Raw genomic sequence first — 20,616 nt, 5'->3', positions numbered from 1 at the left:
CGGCATATGCTACCGTCTTGACTTGTCCTCCTACAACGCGGGTACCTCTCCACCTCCCAGACGATGAACGGCGACAGAGCGTGGGATTAGCGAGTGCGGTGTCACCCTTCTGGCCGTCTTTCGCGGCCGCGTAGCGCGGGTAGCGGCGGCGGTTGGCTCACCCCTCATACACGGGCCCCTTCACGCGCATCCATTGCCCTACGGGAGGAGGATGTCATCCATCTCGGCGATGCGAGATCGGGTACCAGCGCCCCTCCTGGGAGGGTACCGTCTTGGAGAGCATCTCCAGGAGCCTATCTCGGTAGAGAAGAAGCCTACCCACCTGCTGCGTTCTGCGAGGAGGAGGGTAGGCGTATGGGCTGGTGAATAGGGACGACGGGGGAAGGATGCTGGACCAGCTGTGAGCGAAGCTGGAGGTGCCACTGCCGCCGCTGCCCGTGTGCCGCCAGAGCGCGCTGCGCTCCAGCGCCTGGTACTACGACGAGACGGTCTGCCCCTTCCGCCAGTACCCAGGCATCCCGCTCCGGCCCTGGACGAACCCGCAGCCGAGCAAGAATCCCTGCACCTGCTGCCTGCTCGAGGTCGACCCCGAGGAGTTCCCCGCCCCCACCGCGACGCTCCACATCAGCATCGACAGCGAGTATTCGTCACGCAGCCTGGACTCGCCCACCCTGCTGCTGAACGGCAGGTTCGAGGTGGACCTCTCCGGCCTGCTGGAGCTCGAGGGGCAGAGCACCCTCACCGCGGGTGACGAGGTCAAGGTGTTCGACATTCCCATCGACCCGGCCTGGCTGCCCATCGAAAGCGCGGTGCTCACGCTGCGCGGTGAGGAGCTGGGCATCTCGTACTCCACGTCCAGCGAGCTGCTCCTGCAATAGCGCGCGGAGGGGCCACTTCGCGCGCCTCGTCAAAGGCGGGCTCCGCCGGCCGGTAGGCTCACTCCTACTTGCCGGCTCCGGCCACGGGCTTCTCCGCCTCGGCGGGCGGATCCTCCGCGAGCCGCTCCTTCTGCAGGCGCTTTGACGTGGCCTCCGCCTGGCGCATCACCCGCAGCAGGTTCTTCCCGGCCACCTTGCGCACGTCCTCATCCGAGTAGCCGCGGCGCAGCAACTCCGCGAGCAGCGCGGGGTAGGTCTCCACGCCCTCGAGTCCCTGGATGGTCGTGGAGATGCCGTCGAAGTCCGAGCCCAGCCCCACCGCGTCGATGCCGGCGAGCTTGCGCACGTGGTCGATGTGGTCCGCCACCTGGGCCAGCGTCGCGCGGGGCGCGGGGTTCGCCGCCCGCCACGCCTCGAAGGCGGCCTTCCCTGCCTCGGGGTTGCCGGGATGCAGCGCCTTGAAGCGCTCGCCGGCGGCGCTCTCCTCGGCGTAGTGCTTGCGCACCTCATCGGAGATGAAGCCGGGGACGAACGTCACCATCACCAGACCGCCATTCTTCGGCAGCCGCCGCAACACCTCGTCCGGGACGTTGCGCGGGTGCGGGTCGAGTGCGAATGCCGAGGAGTGGGAGAAGATGACGGGCGCCTGCGAGAGGTCCAGCACCGCATTCATCGTGCGCGCCGACACGTGCGAGAGGTCCACCAGCATCCCCATCCGGTTCATCTCCCGCACCACCGCGCGGCCCTGCTCGGTGAGGGGGGTGGCCATGGGCGCGTCGGTGGCGGACTCCGCCCAGGGCACGTTCTTGGAGTGCGTGAGGGTGAGGTAGCGCGCGCCAGCGCGGTGCATCTGGCGCAGCACCGCCAGCGAGCCGCCGATGGAGTGCCCTCCCTCCATGCCGATGAGCGAGGCGACGCGGCCCGCACGGTGCGCGCGCTCCACGTCGTCCGCCGTCAACGCGAGCGAGAGCTGCTGCGGGTAGCGCTCCACGAGCCGGTGCACCACGTCGATCTGCTCGAGCGTGGCCTGGATGGCCGCACCGCTCTCCAGGTCCGCCGGGACGTAGACACTCCAGAACACGCCCCCCACCCCACCCTCGCGCAGGCGGCGCAGGTCGGTGTGCAGCGGCGGTTCGAGCTTGCGGCCATCCTGAGCGAGGTCGAGCGCGGCGAGCCGATTGCCCACGCGCTCGCGAAACTGCCACGGCAGGTCGTTGTGCCCATCGATGAGGGGCACCTGGCGCAGCAGCCCGCGGGCACGCTCCAGGCGCGCGGCGTCCTCACGCGCGGGCTGGGCGTGGGCCAGCGCGGAGACGAGGCCGAGCGCGGTGCACAGCGAGAGGGACAGGGCGGAGCGCAGGGGAGACATGAGGGCCGTCCGGGAAGCGAGGGGGCCCCGAGTGTAGGCCACCTCGCCGGGGCAGGCGCACCTTCATGTCGTGCGAAGCCGAACGGGCCTCCCGGAGAGGGGCCTGGCGGGCGTGTCGCTACTCGAAGAGGGAGAGCTGCCCCAGCGAGCGCAACTCTCCCGCCGTATCCCGCGGGGTTGCCCGCACACGGACCTGCGACACCGGTGTCGTGCCCGTGAGGTCCACTTCCATGAAGGGCTGCACGCCGGCGCCGCCGAGCAGGTTGGCCAGGGGCACCCACTGGGTGCCGTCGGCGCTCCCCTCCAGCACCAGCTCGTTCAGGGTGCCCGACACCCCGAAGTTGCGCAGCACGGCCTTGCGCGGCACCACGGACCGCGCGAGCTGCACTGCGACCTCCCGGACTCCCGACTGGAAGAGCACGAGCCCACCGAGGTCACCGCTGGTGATGCGGCAGGGCGCCTCGGCATTCAGGTAGGTGCACGGCGCGCCACGGCTCGCCGGGACGAGGGCGCGGCGAGGCAGGGCCACGTCATCGCTGGAGTAGGCGAGGCCCACCGTCACGTCCCCCACCTTCACATTGCGCTCGGCGTTGACGGAGGCCTCGAGCCCCTCCGCGTCCTCGAGGACGTAGTCGCTCAGGCGGACCGGCGCGGAGGCCTCGAGCACCTGCCAGGCCTCCCTGGCGCTCGACGCGCGGATGTAGAGCACGTGCTCGTCGTTCCCGGCGCTGTGGGTGGCGGACAGGGGCCGGAAGCCCACGCTCACCCCCTGCGCCTCCGCGGTGGCCGTCAGCGAGCCGGTCCACTCCTGCAAGGCGGGCAGCGCCACCTCCGACTCCTGGATGAGGAAGTACGCCGAGACGCTCCTTCCCTGCGAATGCGCGGGCGAGCGGGCGACGAAGCAGCGCGCGATGCTCCCGTTGCGGGTGTCCGCCCCCAGCAGGTCGAGCTCGAAGGTGCCATCGGCTCGGGTCTTCACCGACTTCCAGCTCGACGAGAAGGCCGCGAAGGCGCAAGAGGAGTTCTCGCTGCGGTAGAGCTTCAGCAGCGCATCCGAGAGCGGCGCGCCGGCCTCGTCAACGAGTCGCCCACTCAGGACGATGTCCTGGTCCGCCTCCACCTTGCTCCCGGTGCAGCCGCCCAGCATCACCAGCCCACCCAGTGTCAACGTGCGCATCCGTCGCATGAAAACCTCCTTCGTTCGTGAGCCCCGCTGCCAGTGCAAGACTGGTGCAGAGCCCTGCTTCCCTCGGAGGACGTGAGCCCGGGCCCGTCCGTTCCTGACAGGGTCGTCATGGCGCGTCCCCTACGCGGGTGCCACCGCCACTTCGCAGCGCCGCCGGGGAACGACCGCCCACGACCGGGCCCCGGGCCTGCCCACCCGGACGAGCACCTTCAATTCACGAGGCGCCGCGTGCTTCGAGCAGGGTCATGGCCTTGCGGAGCTGGGCGGTGCGGGCCTTCGCGGTGCGGGCGGTGACGAGTTTAAAGATGACCGCGTACTGCTGCGTCTTGCCAAGCGCGTCGAACGCCCGCGCCGCGCGCGGGCTCGCCGCCAGGGCGTGGGCGAGGTCGGGTGGGATGGTGGCGTTGCGTTGCGACTCGTAGGCGGCGGCCCACCGCCCGTCGGCCTTGGCGGCCTCGACCTCGGCCTGGCCGGACGGTCGCATCCGCCCTGCCGCGGTCAGCTCCTCGACCTTGGCCACATTGACTTGCGACCAGAGGCTGCGGGGCCGGCGGGGCACGTACTTCTGCAGGTAGTAGACCTTGTCGTAGGCCTTGCGCTGGCCGGAGATCCAGCCGTAGCAGAGGCCGACGTCGACCGCCTCGTCGTCGGTCAGCGACGGGACGCCCGACCCCTTCTTCGCGAGCTTCAGCCACACCCCGGCTCGCAGGTCGACATGCGCATCCAGCCAGGCCTCGAACTCCGCGGCGTCACGGAAGGCGATGACCGCGGCCTCATCGACGGCAGGCTTCTTCGACACCCGTGACTCCTCCGGTGGCATGTCGAGGACTCTATATCCCGCCTGGGGCTTCCAATTCCGGCTGGAGCGCCACCTCCGGCTGGGCCTCGCGGAGCTCGGGGAGTCTGACGGTGAAGGTGGTGCCCTTGTCGACCTCGCTCCGCACCTCGATGTGCCCTCCGTGCTGTTCCACCAGGTTGCGGCAGATGTAGAGCCCCAGCCCCAGTCCTCCAAAGCGCGTCGCCGCGGCGGTGCGGGCGCGGAAGAAACGCTCGAAGAGCTGGGGGAGTTGCTCGGCGGGAATGCCTATCCCCTCGTCCGAGACGGACACGTGGGCTTCTCCCCTGCTGCTCGTGAGCTTCATCCTCACCTCCCCGCCCTCGGGGCTGTACTTGACGGCGTTGTCCAGGAGGTTGGTGAAGACCTGCGCCAGCCGGGCCACGTCTCCCTGCACGTGCACCTCATCCCGCGGAAGCTCCAGGGTGAAGCGGTGCCGTGGGGAGAGAGAGCGGAAGTCCCCCATGGCTTCGGCCAGGAGCGAACCCAGGGAGACGGGGGCCTGCTGGAGCGCCAGGTTGTCGCGCTGGATTCGGGCGACATCCAACAGGTCGTCCACCAGGCCGGCGAGGTTGGAGACCTGGCGCCGGGCGCGCAGGAGATACTCTTTCGACACCGCCTGGTCCGATTGAACCCTGCGCTCCAACGCCTCCAAGGTCAGGGAGAGGGACGTCAGAGGAGTCTTGAGCTCGTGGGAAGCCACCGTGAGGAATTCCTCCCGGAGCCGCAGGGCATCCGCTGCCTGGTGGTAGAGCCTGTCCAGCTCCACCATCTGCTCGTCGCGGGTCCTGGCACTCGCGTTGAGCTGGTCCACCATGGAGTTGATGCCCTCGGCAAGGTGGCCGAGCGTGTCGGGCTGTTGCACCGGGATGTGCCCCATGTCCCGGGTGGTCGAGCGCTCGACAACCCCGTCCACGGCTTTGCGGATGGCGCTGATCTGCCCGGACACGGCCTTGGTGACGAGGAACGCGCTCACGGGAGCCCATACCAGCGCGGTGAAGGCGAAGAGGAACATCGTGCCGGGCGTTGGCGAGGGCGCGAGGAACGCGCAGGTCATCCAGCTCGTCGGCGCCAGCGTGAGGCAGCAGGTGAAGACCATCAGCCTCTTCCGGAATGAGATGAGCCGAGGAAGGGTGAGCAGGTTCCGCTGACGGGCGCCGAGGGAGAGCTCCCGGGTGATGGGCGCGAGCCGCCAGATGAGGAGCGGCGTCGCCACTGCGACCTTGGCCGAAACCGTCGCCAGGACCATCAGTCCGGTGAGCAGCAGCTCTCTCTGCCCCAGCTTCACCCGCTCTGGCAGAAGCAGCGCCAGCATGACTGGCAGGCTCCACAGCAGGACGGCCCAGGTGCCCGACCACGCCACGGTGAACCATCTGGGGATGTGGTAGGCGCGAGTCAGGGCCTGGAGGATGACCGGGTCCGTCTCCTCGTGAGTCCCCCGAACACTCCGCCAGCGCTCCAGCGGCTGCAGCATCCACCGGAGCAGCAAGGCCAGGATGAGCTCCTTGCCGAGGAAGACGGCCAGGGCGATCCCCACGAAGGCGTCGGAGGCTTGCCAGGCCGTGAGGGGAAGGAGCTTGGAGTAGCAGACGGGGCACAGGACGTCGAACGGGACGCCGACGACAAGGCAGGCAATGAACGTGCGTGTCCATAGCTTCTGCATGCGGGCCATGAAACAAGACTGCGGCTGGAAGCGAGCCTCGGGGAGTGTCGCAGTGCCCTGGTGGAAGAGCCGCCGATCCACCCCTTGAGCCTTGCGTAGCCGCTGCCTTCGCAGCCGCCTTGAACGGACCCACCCCCGCGTTCCAGAGCCGGAACCCCCGTCAGCCTGGATGCTCCGGAATGGCGCGCACGCACCATCCGGTGGCGATCCACAATGGTGCACCGCTCGACATCGGGCAAGACGCACCCAGTAATTCCGGCCACTTGGACTTGGCACTCCACGTGCTCATGCCTCCTGGCGTCAGGGCGTCCGAGGAGGATGTCCCCCACTTTAGGAGGTTCATCATGGAAGTCCGATTCTACGGGGTTCGGGGGAGCATCGCGGTGTCGGGCTCGCGCATCGGCGGCAACACGGCATGCGTTGAGGTGACGAGCCAGGGCCACCGGCTGATCCTCGACGCGGGCACGGGCATCCGGGCGCTGGGCGAGGTGATGATGCGCGAGGGCGCCCCCCAGAAGGCCACCATGTTCTTCTCGCACCTGCACTGGGACCACGTGCAGGGCTTCCCCTTCTTCACGCCGGCGTACCTGCCCACGTCGGAGTTCGTGATGTACGGCCCCGGCGCCAACGGCGCGCAGGCGCTGCTGTCGGAGCTGGCCGCGCAGATGCAGCCGCCGCACTTCCCGGTGCCGCTGTCCACGATGCGCTCGCACATGGACTTCCGCTCCGCGCTGCACGCGCAGCCCATTGAGGTGGGCCCGTTCAAGGTGACGCCCATCGACGTGCCGCACCCGCAGGGCTGCCTCTCGTACCGGGTGGAGGCGGACGGCCACTCGTTCATCTACGCGACGGACGTGGAGGTGCGCATGGAGGATTTGTCGCCGGAAGTCGCACGCCTCTTCGAGGGCACGGACGTGCTGTGCCTGGATGCCCAGTACACGCCCGACGAGTACGAGGGCCGCAAGGGCATGTCCAAGAAGGGCTGGGGCCACTCGACGATGATGGACGCGGCGGGCGTGGCGAAGCTCGTCAACGCGCGCCGGCTGTGCCTGTTCCACCACGACCCGGCGCACGGGGACGACGTGCTGGAGGACATGGCCGAGCAGGCCCGCTCGGTGTTCCCGGTGGTCGAGCCGGCGCGCGAGGGCCAGCGGCTCGTGCTGGGCCACGCGGCCTGAGAGGGGGCGGCCCGATGCCCTCCCGATGCTATGGTGAGGCCGCGGCCTTCGTCCTACCGCCGCTGCCCCCCATGCCCCACCCGCCCACGGACGTCACCCAGGTCCTCCTCCCCTTCGGGGGTCTCGTCGGGAGGGAGGTGGACCTCGACGCGTTCCTCCAGACGCTGATGGACCGCATCGCCATCACGATGCAGGCGGACCGGGGCACGCTGTGGCTGTTGGATCCGGCGCGCCGCGAGCTGTTCAGCCGCGCGGCCCACCTGCCGGAGGTGTCCCAGATTCGCGTGAAGCTGGGCCAGGGGGTCGCCGGCACGGTGGCGGAGGTCGGCCAGGCCATCAACGTCCCGGACCCGCGCGGCGAGCGCCGCTTCTTCGCGGACATCGACCGGATGACGGGCTACCGCACCACCAGCCTGCTGGCGGTGCCCCTGCGCGACGCGGACGGCGCGCTCTACGGCGTGCTCCAGGTGCTGAACCGCCGCGGCGGCGACACCTTCACCCCGGACGACACGGAGCGGCTCACCGCGATTGCCTCGCAGGTGAGCACCGCGCTGCAGAGCACCAGCCTCTACCAGGAGCTGCAGCGCGCCAAGGACCAGCCCCAGGCCCCCGTCGGCTACTTCTTCAACCGCATCATCGGCGAGTCCCCGCAGCTGCAGACCATCTACCGCCTGGTGCGCAAGGCCGCGCCCACGGATGCGACGGTGCTGCTGCGCGGAGAGAGCGGCAGCGGCAAGGAGCTCTTCGCCCGCGCCGTGCACGTCAACGGGCCGCGCAGGGACCAGCCCTTCATCAAGGTGGACTGCGCCGCGCTGCCGGCGACGCTGATCGAGAACGAGCTGTTCGGCCACGAGCGGGGCGCCTTCACCGGCGCGGACCACCGCGTGCCCGGCAAGTTCGAGGCGGCCAACGGCGGCACGGTGTTCATCGACGAGATTGGCGAATTGCCGCTGCCGGTGCAGGGCAAGCTGTTGCGCGTGCTGCAGGACCGCGAGTTCGAGCGCGTGGGCGGCACCCAGGCGGTGAAGGTGGACGTGCGCATCGTCGCCGCCACACACCGGGACCTCGCGCGCATGGTGGCGGAGGGCCGCTTCCGCGAGGACCTCTACTACCGCATCAAGGTGGTGGAGGTGGTGCTTCCGCCCCTGCGCGAGCGCGGCGCGGAGGACATCGAGCGGCTCGCACGGCACTTCATCGCGGCCGTGGCGAAGCGCCACCGGTTGCAGCCGCCGCGCCTCGGCGCCGCCGCGCTGGAGCGCCTCAAGCGCTACCGCTGGCCCGGCAACGTGCGCGAGCTGGAGAACTGCATCGAGAGCGCGGTGGTGCTGTGCGAGGGGGAAATCCTCGAGGAGCACCTGCCGCTGCCCACCCTGGACCGCGCACCTTCCGCCCCGGCCGCCCACTCCGTTTCCACCGAGAGCCAGGCCCCGAGCGAGCTCGCGCCCACCAGCAGCGGTGAGGCGGGGCTGATGCCGCTGGCGGAGGTGGAGCGGCGCCACATCCTGCGCGTGCTGGAGGCGGTGAAGGGCAACCGCACCGCGGCGGCGAAGGTGCTGGAGATTGGCCGCAACACGCTGTCCCGGAAGCTCAAGGAGTACGGCCTGGGCGACGAGGGCTGACGCACCGCGCCCGGGTATGGGCGCACCTGTCCTCCGGGGCAGGCTTCCGCTGACTGTCGGGCGTTTCGGGAGGGCGGCTTGTCCCGCGCCCACGGTCGGCGTACGACCAGGGGGCTCCGAACGAACTCCATGGCCGAGCGGCCATACCCAGGGGGAACCGCATGAAGGTGGTCAACAAGCTGCTGGCGAAGCTTCCGGACGAGATTGCCCGGCAGGTTCCCGACGTGAAGCTCCTGGACCAGGACATCAAGGTTCCTCTCGCCCAGGGCACCTTCACGCAGGAGAACCTCCTGCCGCCCAAGCTGAACCTCACCGACTTCACCCTCTCGTTCGAGGCCGGCGGCGAGGCGTCCATCCGCAACTTCAACTCGCCCGGCGACGTGGACGAGAACCGCGTGGTGGGCGAGGCCACCGAGGAGGAGCCGGCCCCGGGCGCGCCCCGGCCGCAGTTGCTGCTCGGCGGGGACATGGGGTGGATGCGCTACCAGGTCACCGCCCGCGTGAAGTCCGCGGCGGGTGTGAACCTGTCCTTCCTCTCCTCCGATGCGCAGGGGGAGCTGTCCGTCACCCTCAGCGACTACCGCGCCCACCCGCTCGCGCGGAACATGCGCGAGGCGGCGAAGCTGGACCTGGCCGAGCTGCGCCTGATGCAGTCCACGGACATCGCGAAGCTCAGCACCGGGGACGCGCTGTCGTGGCAGGCGCGTGGAAACCTCGCGACGCGCCTGGAGCTGAACTGGGCGGACCTCTTCACCGCCAACCTGGGCCGGCTGGCCTTCGTGCGCGGCAACGAGCTTCTGGCGCTGAAGACGGACGTGAAGGCGGGCGTGTCCGCGAAGGTCGGGCTCACGGACGACTACCAGCTCACCTTCTCGAGGCCGCGCGCCGGGCGCATCCAGATTGCCGTGCGCAAGGCGAAGTCGCGCGAGGCGACGCTCGGCGCGGGGCTCGGCGTCACGGTGGAGTTCGTCGACGCGGGCGCGGTGAAGGCGCAGCTGGGCCGGGTGCTCGAAGCGCTCCTGGGCCCGGCGCTGCGTGAGCTGGCCGGCAAGCTGGGGACGCCCATGGACGCCACCGCGCTGCAGGTGATGGACGCGCTGGTGGACAAGGCGAGCAAGCTGAAGCTGGACGACACGCAGAAGAAGGTGCTGCGCCTGGCGCTGGAGCGGATGGGCCTGGACCCGAACCTGGCGGACCTGGCCAACGTCAAGGCGGCGTGGGACGACTTCAAGAAGAAGGTGGAGGTCAAGCTGGACGAGGTGGCGAAGACGCAGATTGCCGCCGGCTTCCAGTACGACTACCTGCGCCTGTCCGAGTCCTCCACGCTGCTGGAGGTGGTGGTGGACGACGCCACGGCGATGCGCTTCCACGGCTCGCTCATCAAGGGCAACCTGGTGGACCTGCTGAAGTGGATGAAGGAGCTGCCGGAGAACCAGAAGTCCTTCGAGCTGCGCAACTACCTGCACTCGGCGTCGCTCGCGCGGCAGCAGGCGTATGGCTTCTCGCTGGGCCTTGGCGCGTTCGAGGTGCTCAAGGTGAGCGGCTCTCGGAAGGAGAGCTGGGTGGTGCAGGAGAACGGCCAGGGCGCGCGGCGGCAGGCGTTCCTCGGACGGCGTGGGTACGAGGACAAGCTGCTCGGCAACCGCGGGCAGTGGGTGGTGGACCTGAAGGCGGACATGGAGCGGTTCTCCCCTGCTCCGGTGGCCTCGGACTTCCGCTACGGCCTGCACCTGATGCTGTGGGGCCGGCAGAAGAAGATGAGCCGCAAGGAGCTCCAGGCGGCGGTGGATGACGCCGTGGTGTGGGGCGTGCTGGACGCGGCGGACGCGGCCGCCGTCATGGGCACGCTGCAGGGCGACACGGGCAAGGAGCCGATCGAGACGCGGCTCGAGCTGAAGATGGCGGACGATACGTTCCGGGCCCTGGTGTCGCAGGTGCAGGCGTTCGACGTGGCGGTGTTCTCACGGGCGCTGGCCCGGGCCATGCCGTGGAGCGAGCAGACGCCGCGCGTCTCGGCGGAGTTCCGGCGCTCGGTGTACGCGCCCATCTGGGAGGCGTACCTGCGCGAGGTGCAGCAGAAGGGCAGCATGATGACGGCCGACCTGGCGCCCTCGCGCGCGGCGCAGATCGCCGAGTCCTTCCTGAAGCGGGATCCGATTGGGAAGGAGCTGCTGCTCATCGAGAGCACGTGGCGGCCGGACGGAGGCAACTTCACCTTCGCCGAGGTGACGGACAGGAACCGGGGCACGCTGGGCAAGTGCCAGGCCTTCGTCGCGGGCATGGTGCGACTGAACCGGGCCATCAACGAGCGCAAGGCGCCGGATGAGCTGCGCACCGTGTTCAGCGAGCTGGAGGGCATGTGGAACACGGGCTTCCACCTGCGCGCCGTGGGCTCGCTGCTGTCGGAGCTGGCAAAGGCGACGCCGCTGGGACTGGCCAGCGTGGAGCGGACCTTCACGGTGACGATGGCGGACCGGGGGGAACAGTTGACGTTCTCCACCGCGAAGGGCACCGGGGCCTGAGTCACCGGAGCTGAAGGCCGCGAGCCCGGAACGTCGGTTCCGGGCTCCGCCCCGCTTGGCCCATGTCGTGCTTGTGGACCGGCCAACAATGTCCGGACCACACGACACCTTCGTTCGCCACACGTTCGACCATCCCGAGAACGCCGCTGCGGAGCTGCGCGCCGTGCTGCCCGAGCACGTCGTCTCGCAAGTGGACTGGGCGTCTCTGCGCGTGGAATCCACCAGCGTCGTGGACTCGGACCTCCGGGAAACCGAGAGCGACCTGCTGTTCTCCGCGCGTCTTCGCGGCGGCCACCCGCTGCTGCTGTACGTCCTCCTGGAGCACCAGTCTTCAGTGGACCCGTGGATGGAGCTGCGGATGCTGCGCTACGTGGTGCGCCTGCTGGAACGCTGGCGCCAGCATCACCTCGCCAGCACCACGCTGCCACTCATCATCCCGCTCGTCATGTATCACGGGCCCGGCGGAGGCTGGACCGCTCCGCGCCGGGTGGAGGACTTGTTCGAGTTCCCTGGATTGGCGCCCGAACAATGGCGGGCATTGGTGCCGCGCTTCGAATACCTGCTCGATGACTTGACGGCCGAGCGTGAGGAGGCGCTGAAGGCACGTCCGGGACCGCCGATGGCGCGGCTGGCGTGGCTGGTCCTGCGATACGGGCGCAGCGAGGAACTCGCGCGAAGATTGCCGGAGTGGGTGGCGCTCTTCGCACAGGTGCAGACGGGCCCCGAGGGCGACAGTCACCTGGCGGTGCTCATTCACTACCTGCTGTTGATGGGAGATCAGGCGGCGCATACAGCGGCCGGGCAGGTGTTAAACTTGGTGGTAGGTAGGCAGCGAACGGAGGAGTTGATGCGGAGCTACGGCGAGGAACTCATCGAAAAGGGACGCCAGGAGGGGCTGGCACGGGGAGTAATCCGAGGGCGTGCTGAGTACATTCTGCGGATCCTCACCGCGCGGGGCATGCACCTGGACGAGCAGGCCCGGCAGCGAATCCTCTCCTGCACCGACATCGCCACGCTGGACCGCTGGTTCGACAAGTCCCTGAACGCCACCAGCCTCTCCGACGTGCTCGACGCCCTGGCGCATTAGCTGGCCCATTCACGGGCGCGCTCACATCGTCCGTGACAGCACCAACACGGCGGCCATGGACAGCGCCCCGGCCGCCGCGAAGTGCGTCCAGGCCCGGCGAGCCAGCAGGCCGCCGGTGACAGGCGCCTCGGGGCCAAGCACCACCAGTGCCGGCCCGCCGTCACGCCCGCATAGGACGTAGGAACCCTCCTCGGCGCCGCGTCGCAATTCGCCCACCACGAGGCACGTCTCTCCAGCGGTGCCCGCCCGCTCCCAGGAGAGGGCCTCCGGGGGCGCGGCCTGCACGGGACTCCCGCCTTCCGTCACGGGCGCATCCTCGTACCATGACGCGGGCACCGTGCCCGGCAGCGCCTGGCAGCGGCGAACCTCCACCGGCGCCATCAACGACGACGGGGCGAAGCGCACCGACGCCCTCACCCGCTCGCCTCGCAGCACCAGCACCGGTGCATAGGCGCGCTCGCGCGACAGCAGCGGGCCCTTCCGCCCGTCCTCCGCCACCTCGCGCACCTCCGCCTCGTAGAAGGCACAGGGCACACCTCCCGGGGACGTCAGCGCGTCGGCGGCGTCCAGGCGTCCCCGGTACACGCCCCACCCCGGTGAATGGCCTGCCCGGAGGGCCGCGACAGCCTCATCCAGCGACTTCGGCACCGAGGCCCGCAGCAGGTCCGCCCGGAAGCGCGCCCGCGAGCCCCGCACCGCCAGCCCCGCGGCCACGACGAGCAGCGCCGAGCCCCCGGCCTTCGTCGCCACATCGAAGGACAGCCCCTGCCCGGTTCCGCCGTGGAACCGCGACGCGAGGCAGAAGGCGCCCACCACCAACAGGCCGAACCAGACGAGCGGCAGGCGCCACGGCCTCGCCGCCGCGTCCTTGCGTCCGAAAGCGAACGCCGCCACCACCAGCGCTGTCAGGCACGTCGCGTACAGAGGTGCCAGCAGGATGCGCCACAGGTCCATCCCGTTCCCCGCCAGGCCAGGCGCGGCCTCCCCATGGCAGGCCACGACCGGAGCAAGGTGCGGATGCCGGCCCGCGCATGCAACCTCGCTCCCGAGGGCGCACGGGTATCCGCCCACCGACAGGCCCCATCCGCGAGGTCTGGGAGCCAACACCTGCTCGCGGGCACGGAGGCTGTCCACCCGTCGACAGGCCCTGCCCTTGGAGCCGGACACTGACGCCTGCCCGACTCCGCTCCCGACGTCCGGCCCCTGGTGCCCGGACGCTCGCCAGCACTACATGCCTCCCCGAGTCGTCGAACACAGCCCGCGCGAGCCCAGCTGTCCTCCCCGACATGACGGCGTCCTGGCGCGCCCTTCCCTGGCGCCGAACGCTTCACCCACCACCCGCGCGGCGCTGCTCACGGAGGGGAGTCCCATGCCTGGAAGGCATTGCTGGAGCTGGATGGTCGTCGTCACCCTCGGGTTCGCGTCGCAAGCGGCGGCACAGGAACCGGGTGCCCCAAGCGAGGAAGGACCGACAGGTTTGCAGGTCGCGCTGAGCGTCGGCGCCGGGGCGGGCGCGGGCTACGTCTACAAGAATGGAGTGTCCCCGACGACCGGTGAGCCACAGGACCTGAAGGTCACCGACGCTTCCAGCATCACCCTCCCCATCCTCCTCGAGGTCGGCTACCGCGCGAGCCCGCACTGGTACCTCGGCCTTTGGGGCTCGTACGAGAAGGTGTTCGAGAAGGACAACGAGCTCTCCTGTCCCGAGGGCTTCGACTGCAACTTCCGACAGTGGCGCCTCGGCCCCGAGGTCCGCTACCACTTCCGGCCCGGGGCTGGCTTCGACCCGTGGGTAGGACTCGGCGTGGGCCTGGAGGTCGCCGAAAGCGACCTGGAAGGCGAGGCGGAGATTCCCGTGTCCGACGAGGGCCCGGTGCCCGCCCGCGTCGAGTTCTCCGTCACCGACCGGGGGCCTACGTATGCCCGGTTGGCCCTCGGCGGTGACGTGAAGCTCACGCGCTCGCTGTCCCTCGGCCCCATCATCACCGCGTCCATCGGCAGCTACACCATCCGGACGGGCGAACAGACCGTCACCTTCCCCGGCCTGCCCCCCCAGGAGATCCCGCTCCCCCTGGTGGACGACGGCTTCCACGCGCTGTTCACCGTCTCCCTGCGCGTCGCCTGGCTTCGGCTCTGACCGACGGGCGCGTCACCTTGACGGCGCGGGAAGGTTGGAGAGCGCCGAGCGCGGCAGGCCCCACGGCTCGTCGCCGTGCGTGCCATCGTCCGCGACGAAGACGATGCGACCTCCGCTCTGGATGAAGGCGCGCGGCTGGGAGCCCTCCGGCCCGGGGCGGAGGTCCTGCAGCAGCACCGTGCCCTGCTCCGTGCCGTCGCTCCGCCACAGCTCCACGCCCGTGCTCCCATCCTCCGCGCCGAACAGGAGTCGCGAGCCCGTGGCGAAGAGCTCCGGGGCGAAGGGAAAGCCACTCGCGGCCCCCGGGTTCATGTCCCGCACCAGCTCCGTGCCCCGCGCCGTCCCGTCGCTGCGCCACAGCTCGGCGCCATGCTCGCCGTCGTCGGCGGCGAAGAACACCGTGCGTCCGAAGGCGGCGAGGTTGCCTCCGAAGATGCCGTGTCCCGCTCCCGGCAGGATGTCACGCACGAGCCGCGTTCCGCCTTCCGTTCCATCCGTCACCCACAGCTCCCGGCCGTGCTCGTCATCCTCCGCGGAGAAGAAGACCCGGCTGCCAGCGGCGACGAAGCCCCCGGGGAATGAGCCGAAGGCCCCCGGGCGGATGTCCCTGAGGAGCCGCGTCCCTCCTTCCGTCCCGTCCGTCACCCACAGCTCGGTGCCGTGCGTTCCATCGTCCGCCTGGAAGACGACGCGCCCCCGCACGGGGGTGAAGAAGATGGACGTCGAGCCCTCCTCGCCCGGATTCACGTCCGCCAGCATCCGCGTGCCCCGGCGCGTCCCGTCCGTCACCCACGGCTCGCTTCCGTGGGCGCCGTCGTTCGCGAGGAACCAGGCCCGCCCCCCGATGCGCACGGGCAGGAAGGGCCCACCCGACCCCGGGAGGCCAGGGAGGATGTCCTTCAGCAGCTCGGTGTCCTCCTCCGTCCCGTCGCTCGTCCACGGCTCCCAGCCGAGCACGCCGTCATCCGCGCGGAACAGGAGCCTTCCGCTCCCCAGGTTGAGGAGGAACGAAGGCCTGGAGCTGGAAGGCCCGGGGTGGATGTCCTCGACGAGGCGGGTGCCCTCCTCCGTCCCGTCGCTCGTCCACAGCTCGACACCGGACGCGCCATCCGTGACGGGGAAGTAGAAGTCGCCGCCCGCCACCGCCGCGTTGAAGTCCGCGTCCTCGCCGGAGAAGGCGCTCGCCGGCCCGGGATTGACGTCCTTCAGCAATTCCGTCCCCGCGGGCGTCCCGTCACTCACCCAGGGCTCGTAGCCGAGCGAATCATTGAAGGCCATGAAGAGGAACGTGCCCCCCGTCTCCGCGAAGAGCGTCGGGCCCGAGCCCTCCAGGCCGGGGCGGATGTCGCGCAGCAGGAAGGCCGGCGGCGCACCCGGCCTCGGAAAGGTCCTGCTCGACGCCTCGGCAGCGGCGCCAGGGCCACCCTCCGCCGCCGACGCGGCGATGGGCGCGAGTGAGACGACGAGCGACAGACTCCAGGACCATTTCATGGCGTTCCCCTCCAGACGCGGCGAGTGCCGCGACGGATAGGGAATCTGGGAGGCCGTTTGTGAGGGCCCATCCTCCCCGGGGTGGCCCCTCGGGGAGCGGCGCAGGACACCCGCCTGTGTCCGGAGGGACGCCGCGTGACGTGGGACGGGAGCGCGCTACTCCGCGCCGCCAGCGCCCTGGGCGACCTTGCGCTTCGGTCGCGCCTCCAGCACGCCCTTCACCTTCAGGTCGTCGAACGAGCACTCCAGGTTGCGGCACCCGAGCGCCACCTTGCCCACGCGGTTCTCCAGCCCGGGCAGGAGCTTGCGCGCGAAGCGCTCGTTGTTCAGGAAGGCCTCCACCAGGACGCCACCGTTCTTCATGCGCTGCATCTGCAGGCGCACCAGATAGGGGCCATGCACGGGCAGCGGCATCTCGTCCTCGACGAGGTTGTCCGTGTCCAGCGCGCTGTTGCCCACCACCTCCTGGCCGTCGTCCGTGAAGTAGCGCCACGCCAGCCGCATCCCCGCCTCGGGGATGGCGAAGGCCGACAGCTGCAGGTCCTTGATGCGGAACGCCAGCTCGCCGTAGTGCTGCGCGTTCGGCTCCTCGGAGTACTGCTTCCCGAGGGGCTTCACATTCATCAGCACCTCGGCCCGGAAGTCGTTGATGGAGAAGTAGCGGTGCGCCACGTATGCGCGAGGCACCAGCCGCTGCCCATCCGATTGCTTCCCGCCCTGGATGGCCTGGAGCTGCCCGTCCACCAGCTTCCACTGGCCGCTGTGGACGTTGATCTCCTCCTCGCCCTTGTCGAAGCCCACCTCGAAGCGCGACAGCCCGCCGGGCTTCGCCGCGTCCACCAGGTTCACCGAGGCGAAGACCTCGCCGTAGGTATTCGGAGGCCAGTGCTGCTCGCCGGGCGTCACCTGCCCACCGTGGGTGCCGACGACGCCCCGGTCGTCCTCGCCCGACTCCAGGCCCACCGACCCCACGAACCCGCGCACCGCGAAGCCCAGCAGCGCCAGGCCGCCCACCACCGACAGGCCGGTGCGCACCCGCCGCCAGCCCAGCTTCACCCGGCGCGACAGCTGGCTCCTGGCACGCGGGCCCGTCGGCACCACGCGCCCCTCCACCTCGCCGTCCGCCATCCCCGGCGCGGACGAGTTGGAGGTCATCGCCTCCAGCGCCGTGCACAGCTCGCCCGCCGTCGCGTAGCGGGCCGCGGGGTCCGTCTCCAGCAGCCGCTCCACCACCGCGTCCACGCGCGGGTCCAACCCCGGCACCTTCACGGACGGCAGCTTGAAGCGCCCCAGCGGCAGCTCGCCGGTGAGCACCTCGTACAGCATGACGCCAAGGGAGAAGAGGTCCGCGCGCCCGTCCACGTTCTTCGCGTCGCGCCGCTGCTCCGGGGCCATGTAGTTCAGCGTGCCCATGGCCACCGCCGTCGCGGTGAGCTGCAGGCGCGTGTTCGGCCCCTGGATGCCGGCCAACCCGAAGTCCGCCACCTTCACGTGGCCGCGCCCGTCCAGGAGGATGTTCTCCGGCTTCAGGTCGCGGTGGATGATGCCCTTGTCGTGCGCGCACTCGATGGCGCGCGCCACCGACAGGAGAATCCTCAGCGCCCGCTCCGGCGTGACGCCAGCCGCCATCGCCTCGCGCAGCGAGCGGCCCTCCACGTACTCCATGACGAAGAAGTAGTGCTCGCCCGCCACGCCCCGGTCGATGATCTGGATGATGTGCGGGTGGTTGAGGGCGGCCAGCGCCGTGGCCTCCTTCTCGAACCGGGTGACGAACTCCGGGTCCTTCGCCAGCCGCGGCGGCAACAGCTTCACCGCCACCGTGCGCCCCAGCGACTGCTGCCGCGCGAGCCACACCTCGCCCATGCCGCCCCGGCCCAGCACCTCCATCAGCTCGAAGCCCGGCAGGTCCACCTTCTTGCCCGTCAGGAACGTGCTCACCTCGTGCACGTTCACATCCGAGTGCGCGGTGCCAACCCCCGTCTTCACCGATGAACGCACCACCGTCGCCTCCACCGGCCCGTCCCCGCCCGCGAAGTCGGAGGGCAGCGCCACCCCGCTCGCCACGTCCGAGGGCACGGCCACACCTGGCAGCGGCAGTGCGCTCGGAGGCAGCGGCGTCTGGCCGAGGGCTTCCGCCCGCACGGCGTCGGACTCCGGCTCGTCCGGGGAAGAAGCCATCGCCTCATGAGAGGCCACCGCCGACGGGGCCGGCGAGACGCTGCCCGGCGCGGGCGTCGCCTGCCGCGAGGCCACCACCGACGCCGGCGCGGCGACTCCCGGCGGTGTCTCCCGCGAAGCCACCATCGAGGCCGGCGCGGCGACTCCCGGCGGTGTCTCCCGCGAAGCCACCATCGAGGCCGGAGCCGCGACTCCCGGCGGTGTCTCCCGCGAGGCCACCACAGACGCCGGAGCGGCGATTCCCGGCGGTGTCTCCCGCGAGGCCACCACCGAAGCCGGCGCAGCGACACCCGGCGCGGGCGTCGCCCGCCGCGAGGCCACCACCGACGCCGGAGCCGCGACTCCCATGGCAGACGACGCCTGCCGCGAGGCCACCATCGACGCCGGCGCGGCGACACCCACCGGCTCCGCACCCGGAACGAAGGTGATGTTCTCCGCCGGGCGCGCGGCCCCGTTCGCCGCCATGCCCGAGCCCGGCACCGCCGTCACGGCAGGGCCGACGCGCGACTGCCGCTCGAAGACACCGCTGCCGCCCGGCACCACCGTGTTGCGCAGGGCCCCGGCTGCTCCGGCGGAGTCGCCGCGACGCACCTCGAACCGGATGCCGCAGCGGCAGGTCACCTTCTGCCCGCTGACGTACACCCGGATGTCGTGTTGCGTCCCGCAGTTGGGACAGGCCTGCGTCGTCATCATGCGCGGCGCGGGGAAGCGGCGGTGGTGTATTCCACGCCGTGGACGCGGTACGTCGGGACGGCCTTCTCCTTCCCCTTCACCTGCATCGCCGGCAGGCCCTCCACGTCGAAGCCATTGCCCGCCTTGCGCACCGTGGACTCGGAGGCGAGCACCTCGCCGCTCTTGGCCATGCCGCACAGGCGCGAGGCCGTGTTCACCGTGTCGCCGATGGCGGTGAACTCGTGCCGCTCGGCGCTGCCCATGTAGCCGACAACCGCCTGGCCGGTGTTCACACCGATGCCCACTTCAATCGGCTGCTTGCCCTCGGACACGCGCGCCCGGTTGAGCGCGGCCACCGCGTCCTGCATCTCCAGCGCCGCGCGCAGCGCCCGCGCCGCGTCGTCCGGGTGCGACAGCGGCGGGCCCCACACGGCCATGACGCAGTCGCCAATGAACTTGTCCAGGTTCCCCTCGTAGCGGAACACCACGTCCGCCATCGCGGTGAAGAAGCCGTTGAGCATGTTCACGACTTCCTGCGGCGACTCGTTCTCCGAAATCGTCGTGAAGCCGCGGATGTCCGCGAACAGGCAGCTCACCTCGGCCAGCCGGCTCTGCGCCAGGTCCTCGGCCTCGCCGGCAATCACCGCGTCCGCCACCGCCTTGGACAAAAAGCGGCTCAGCTCCGCGCGCGTCACCGCCTCGTTGCGGATCTGCTCGGCCAGCACCGAGTTCTCCAGGGCGATGCCCGCCTGCGCGGCGATGCCGGAGAGGATGGCGAGGTCCTTCTCCGAGAAGGCGTTGATCTGCTGCCGGCTGTCCAGGAAGAGCACCGCTTGAATCTTGTCGTTCACCATCAGCGGCACCGCCATGGCGGAGCGGATGCCCTGCGCGACGATGCTCTCCGCAGCGGAGAAGCGCTCGTCGATGATGGCGTCCGCCGTCAGCACCGCCTTGCGCGTCTCCACCACGCGCTTGAGCACGGTGTCGGACAGCATGACGTTGACGGCCTTGCCCGTGCGGTGGTGCACCGCCGCGGGGATGAACTGGCCGTCGTCCGCGACCTTCAGGATGACGCCGTGGTCCGCGGCCAAGAGCTTGAAGGCCACCTTGAGGATCTGCTCGAACAGGCCCGTCTGGTTGCCCTGGAGGCTGACCTCGCGGTGGAACTCGTGGGCGATGCGCAGCTTCTCGTAGTCGCGCTTCAGCGCCTCCACGTCCGTCACCATCTCCACCGGACGGAAGTTCTGCGGCACCTGGTCCATCTGCGCCAGGAAGGCCGGCATGGACACCGACTGCGCCACCACCGTCACCCCGGGCGCGGTGGGCGCGCTGTGGTTCACCGCCGGCTCGCCGCTGTGGAAGATGAGCCGCGAGGAGCCCAGGGCCACCTCGTCCCCGTCCCGCAGCTTCAATTCCTTCACCCGGCGGCCGTTGACGAACGTGCCGTTGGACGAGCCCAGGTCCTTGAGGACGAAGTCCTTGCCCACACGCTCGATGATGGCGTGTTCCTTGGAGACCTCGCGGTCCACCAGCCGGAGCGTGTTGGACGGATGCCGGCCCAGGGACGTCAACGGTCCCAGGGGGAACTCCCCGAGGCTGCCATCCGCGAAGCGTCCCGTCAGGCGGGGGCCGCGGATCTGCCCGGGTTTCGGAGCGAATGGGGCGGGGGCCTGGGTCACGCGCGAATCCTCACCGGGGCGGACAGTACCAGAGCCGCCCGAATCCGGGGAACGCTCGACGCCGCCTCCTCGTTCCACCCGACAACCGGAGGACTGCACGGCCGGTCAGCATCCGGCCCCGG

Annotated in this window: 14 protein-coding genes; 6 read left to right on the top strand and 8 right to left on the bottom strand. The window is 70.2% G+C overall.

The annotated features are described in order from the left end of the window. Positions 1 to 416: 416 nt before the first annotated feature. Entirely contained in the window at positions 417 to 878 is a 462-nt protein-coding gene (locus ACX9TP_RS22475) for a hypothetical protein (RefSeq protein ID WP_482981778.1), read from the top strand. 64 nt (positions 879 to 942) lie between these two features. Here the strand turns inward: ACX9TP_RS22475 and ACX9TP_RS22470 are convergent, their stop codons facing one another. From ACX9TP_RS22470 to ACX9TP_RS22455, 4 genes are all read right to left on the bottom strand, one after another. Further along, on the bottom strand, positions 943 to 2,247 hold the full coding sequence (locus ACX9TP_RS22470) for a dipeptidase (protein ID WP_482981777.1): 1,305 nt from the start codon (positions 2,245 to 2,247) through the stop codon (positions 943 to 945). Between the two features lie 118 nt (positions 2,248 to 2,365). Then, positions 2,366 to 3,424, bottom strand: a complete 1,059-nt coding sequence (locus ACX9TP_RS22465; protein ID WP_482981776.1) for a hypothetical protein — start codon at positions 3,422 to 3,424, stop codon at positions 2,366 to 2,368. 223 nt (positions 3,425 to 3,647) lie between these two features. Then, on the bottom strand, positions 3,648 to 4,232 hold the full coding sequence (locus tag ACX9TP_RS22460) for a YdeI/OmpD-associated family protein (protein ID WP_482981775.1): 585 nt from the start codon (positions 4,230 to 4,232) through the stop codon (positions 3,648 to 3,650). Between the two features lie 31 nt (positions 4,233 to 4,263). After that, positions 4,264 to 5,940: a sensor histidine kinase gene (locus ACX9TP_RS22455; RefSeq protein WP_482981774.1), complete on the bottom strand. Its 1,677-nt coding sequence runs from the start codon at positions 5,938 to 5,940 to the stop codon at positions 4,264 to 4,266. A gap of 335 nt (positions 5,941 to 6,275) precedes the next feature. Here ACX9TP_RS22455 and ACX9TP_RS22450 point away from each other — a divergent pair, with 335 nt between their 5' ends. The 4 genes from ACX9TP_RS22450 (at position 6,276) to ACX9TP_RS22435 (ending at position 12,337) form a co-directional block, all read left to right on the top strand. Beyond that, the gene (locus tag ACX9TP_RS22450; protein WP_482981773.1) at positions 6,276 to 7,109 is read left to right on the top strand and encodes an MBL fold metallo-hydrolase; all 834 of its coding nucleotides are present in this window, start codon (positions 6,276 to 6,278) and stop codon (positions 7,107 to 7,109) included. A gap of 14 nt (positions 7,110 to 7,123) precedes the next feature. Continuing rightward, positions 7,124 to 8,728, top strand: a complete 1,605-nt coding sequence (locus ACX9TP_RS22445) for a sigma-54-dependent Fis family transcriptional regulator (protein WP_482981772.1) — start codon at positions 7,124 to 7,126, stop codon at positions 8,726 to 8,728. 161 nt (positions 8,729 to 8,889) lie between these two features. After that, entirely contained in the window at positions 8,890 to 11,250 is a 2,361-nt protein-coding gene (locus ACX9TP_RS22440) for a hypothetical protein (protein ID WP_482981771.1), read from the top strand. Between the two features lie 88 nt (positions 11,251 to 11,338). Further along, positions 11,339 to 12,337: an Rpn family recombination-promoting nuclease/putative transposase gene (locus ACX9TP_RS22435; protein WP_482981770.1), complete on the top strand. Its 999-nt coding sequence runs from the start codon at positions 11,339 to 11,341 to the stop codon at positions 12,335 to 12,337. Positions 12,338 to 12,358: 21 nt separating this feature from the next. On the opposite strand, the gene ACX9TP_RS22430 is transcribed toward ACX9TP_RS22435, so the two are convergent. Continuing rightward, positions 12,359 to 13,291 carry a hypothetical protein gene (locus ACX9TP_RS22430; RefSeq protein WP_482981769.1) on the bottom strand — a complete coding sequence of 311 codons (933 nt, stop codon included), beginning with the start codon at positions 13,289 to 13,291 and terminating at the stop codon, positions 12,359 to 12,361. Between the two features lie 523 nt (positions 13,292 to 13,814). Here ACX9TP_RS22430 and ACX9TP_RS22425 point away from each other — a divergent pair. Then, positions 13,815 to 14,474: an outer membrane beta-barrel protein gene (locus tag ACX9TP_RS22425; protein ID WP_482981768.1), complete on the top strand. Its 660-nt coding sequence runs from the start codon at positions 13,815 to 13,817 to the stop codon at positions 14,472 to 14,474. A gap of 12 nt (positions 14,475 to 14,486) precedes the next feature. Here the strand turns inward: ACX9TP_RS22425 and ACX9TP_RS22420 are convergent, their stop codons facing one another. The 3 genes from ACX9TP_RS22420 to ACX9TP_RS22410 form a co-directional block, all read right to left on the bottom strand. After that, entirely contained in the window at positions 14,487 to 15,965 is a 1,479-nt protein-coding gene (locus ACX9TP_RS22420; RefSeq protein ID WP_482981767.1) for an ELWxxDGT repeat protein, read from the bottom strand. Between the two features lie 156 nt (positions 15,966 to 16,121). Then, positions 16,122 to 18,833, bottom strand: coding sequence for a serine/threonine-protein kinase (locus ACX9TP_RS22415; RefSeq protein WP_482982207.1), 2,712 nt, complete (start codon positions 18,831 to 18,833; stop codon positions 16,122 to 16,124). Further along, positions 18,833 to 20,494 (bottom strand): adenylate/guanylate cyclase domain-containing protein, encoded by a 1,662-nt coding sequence (locus tag ACX9TP_RS22410; RefSeq protein WP_482981766.1) that lies wholly within the window; start codon positions 20,492 to 20,494, stop codon positions 18,833 to 18,835. Before ACX9TP_RS22410 ends, ACX9TP_RS22415 begins: the two co-directional genes overlap by 1 nt. Positions 20,495 to 20,616 lie beyond the last annotated feature (122 nt).

The sequence above is a fragment of the Pyxidicoccus sp. M15 genome (genome assembly GCF_056858435.1).
This window is presented reverse-complemented; position numbering and strand designations above follow the sequence as displayed.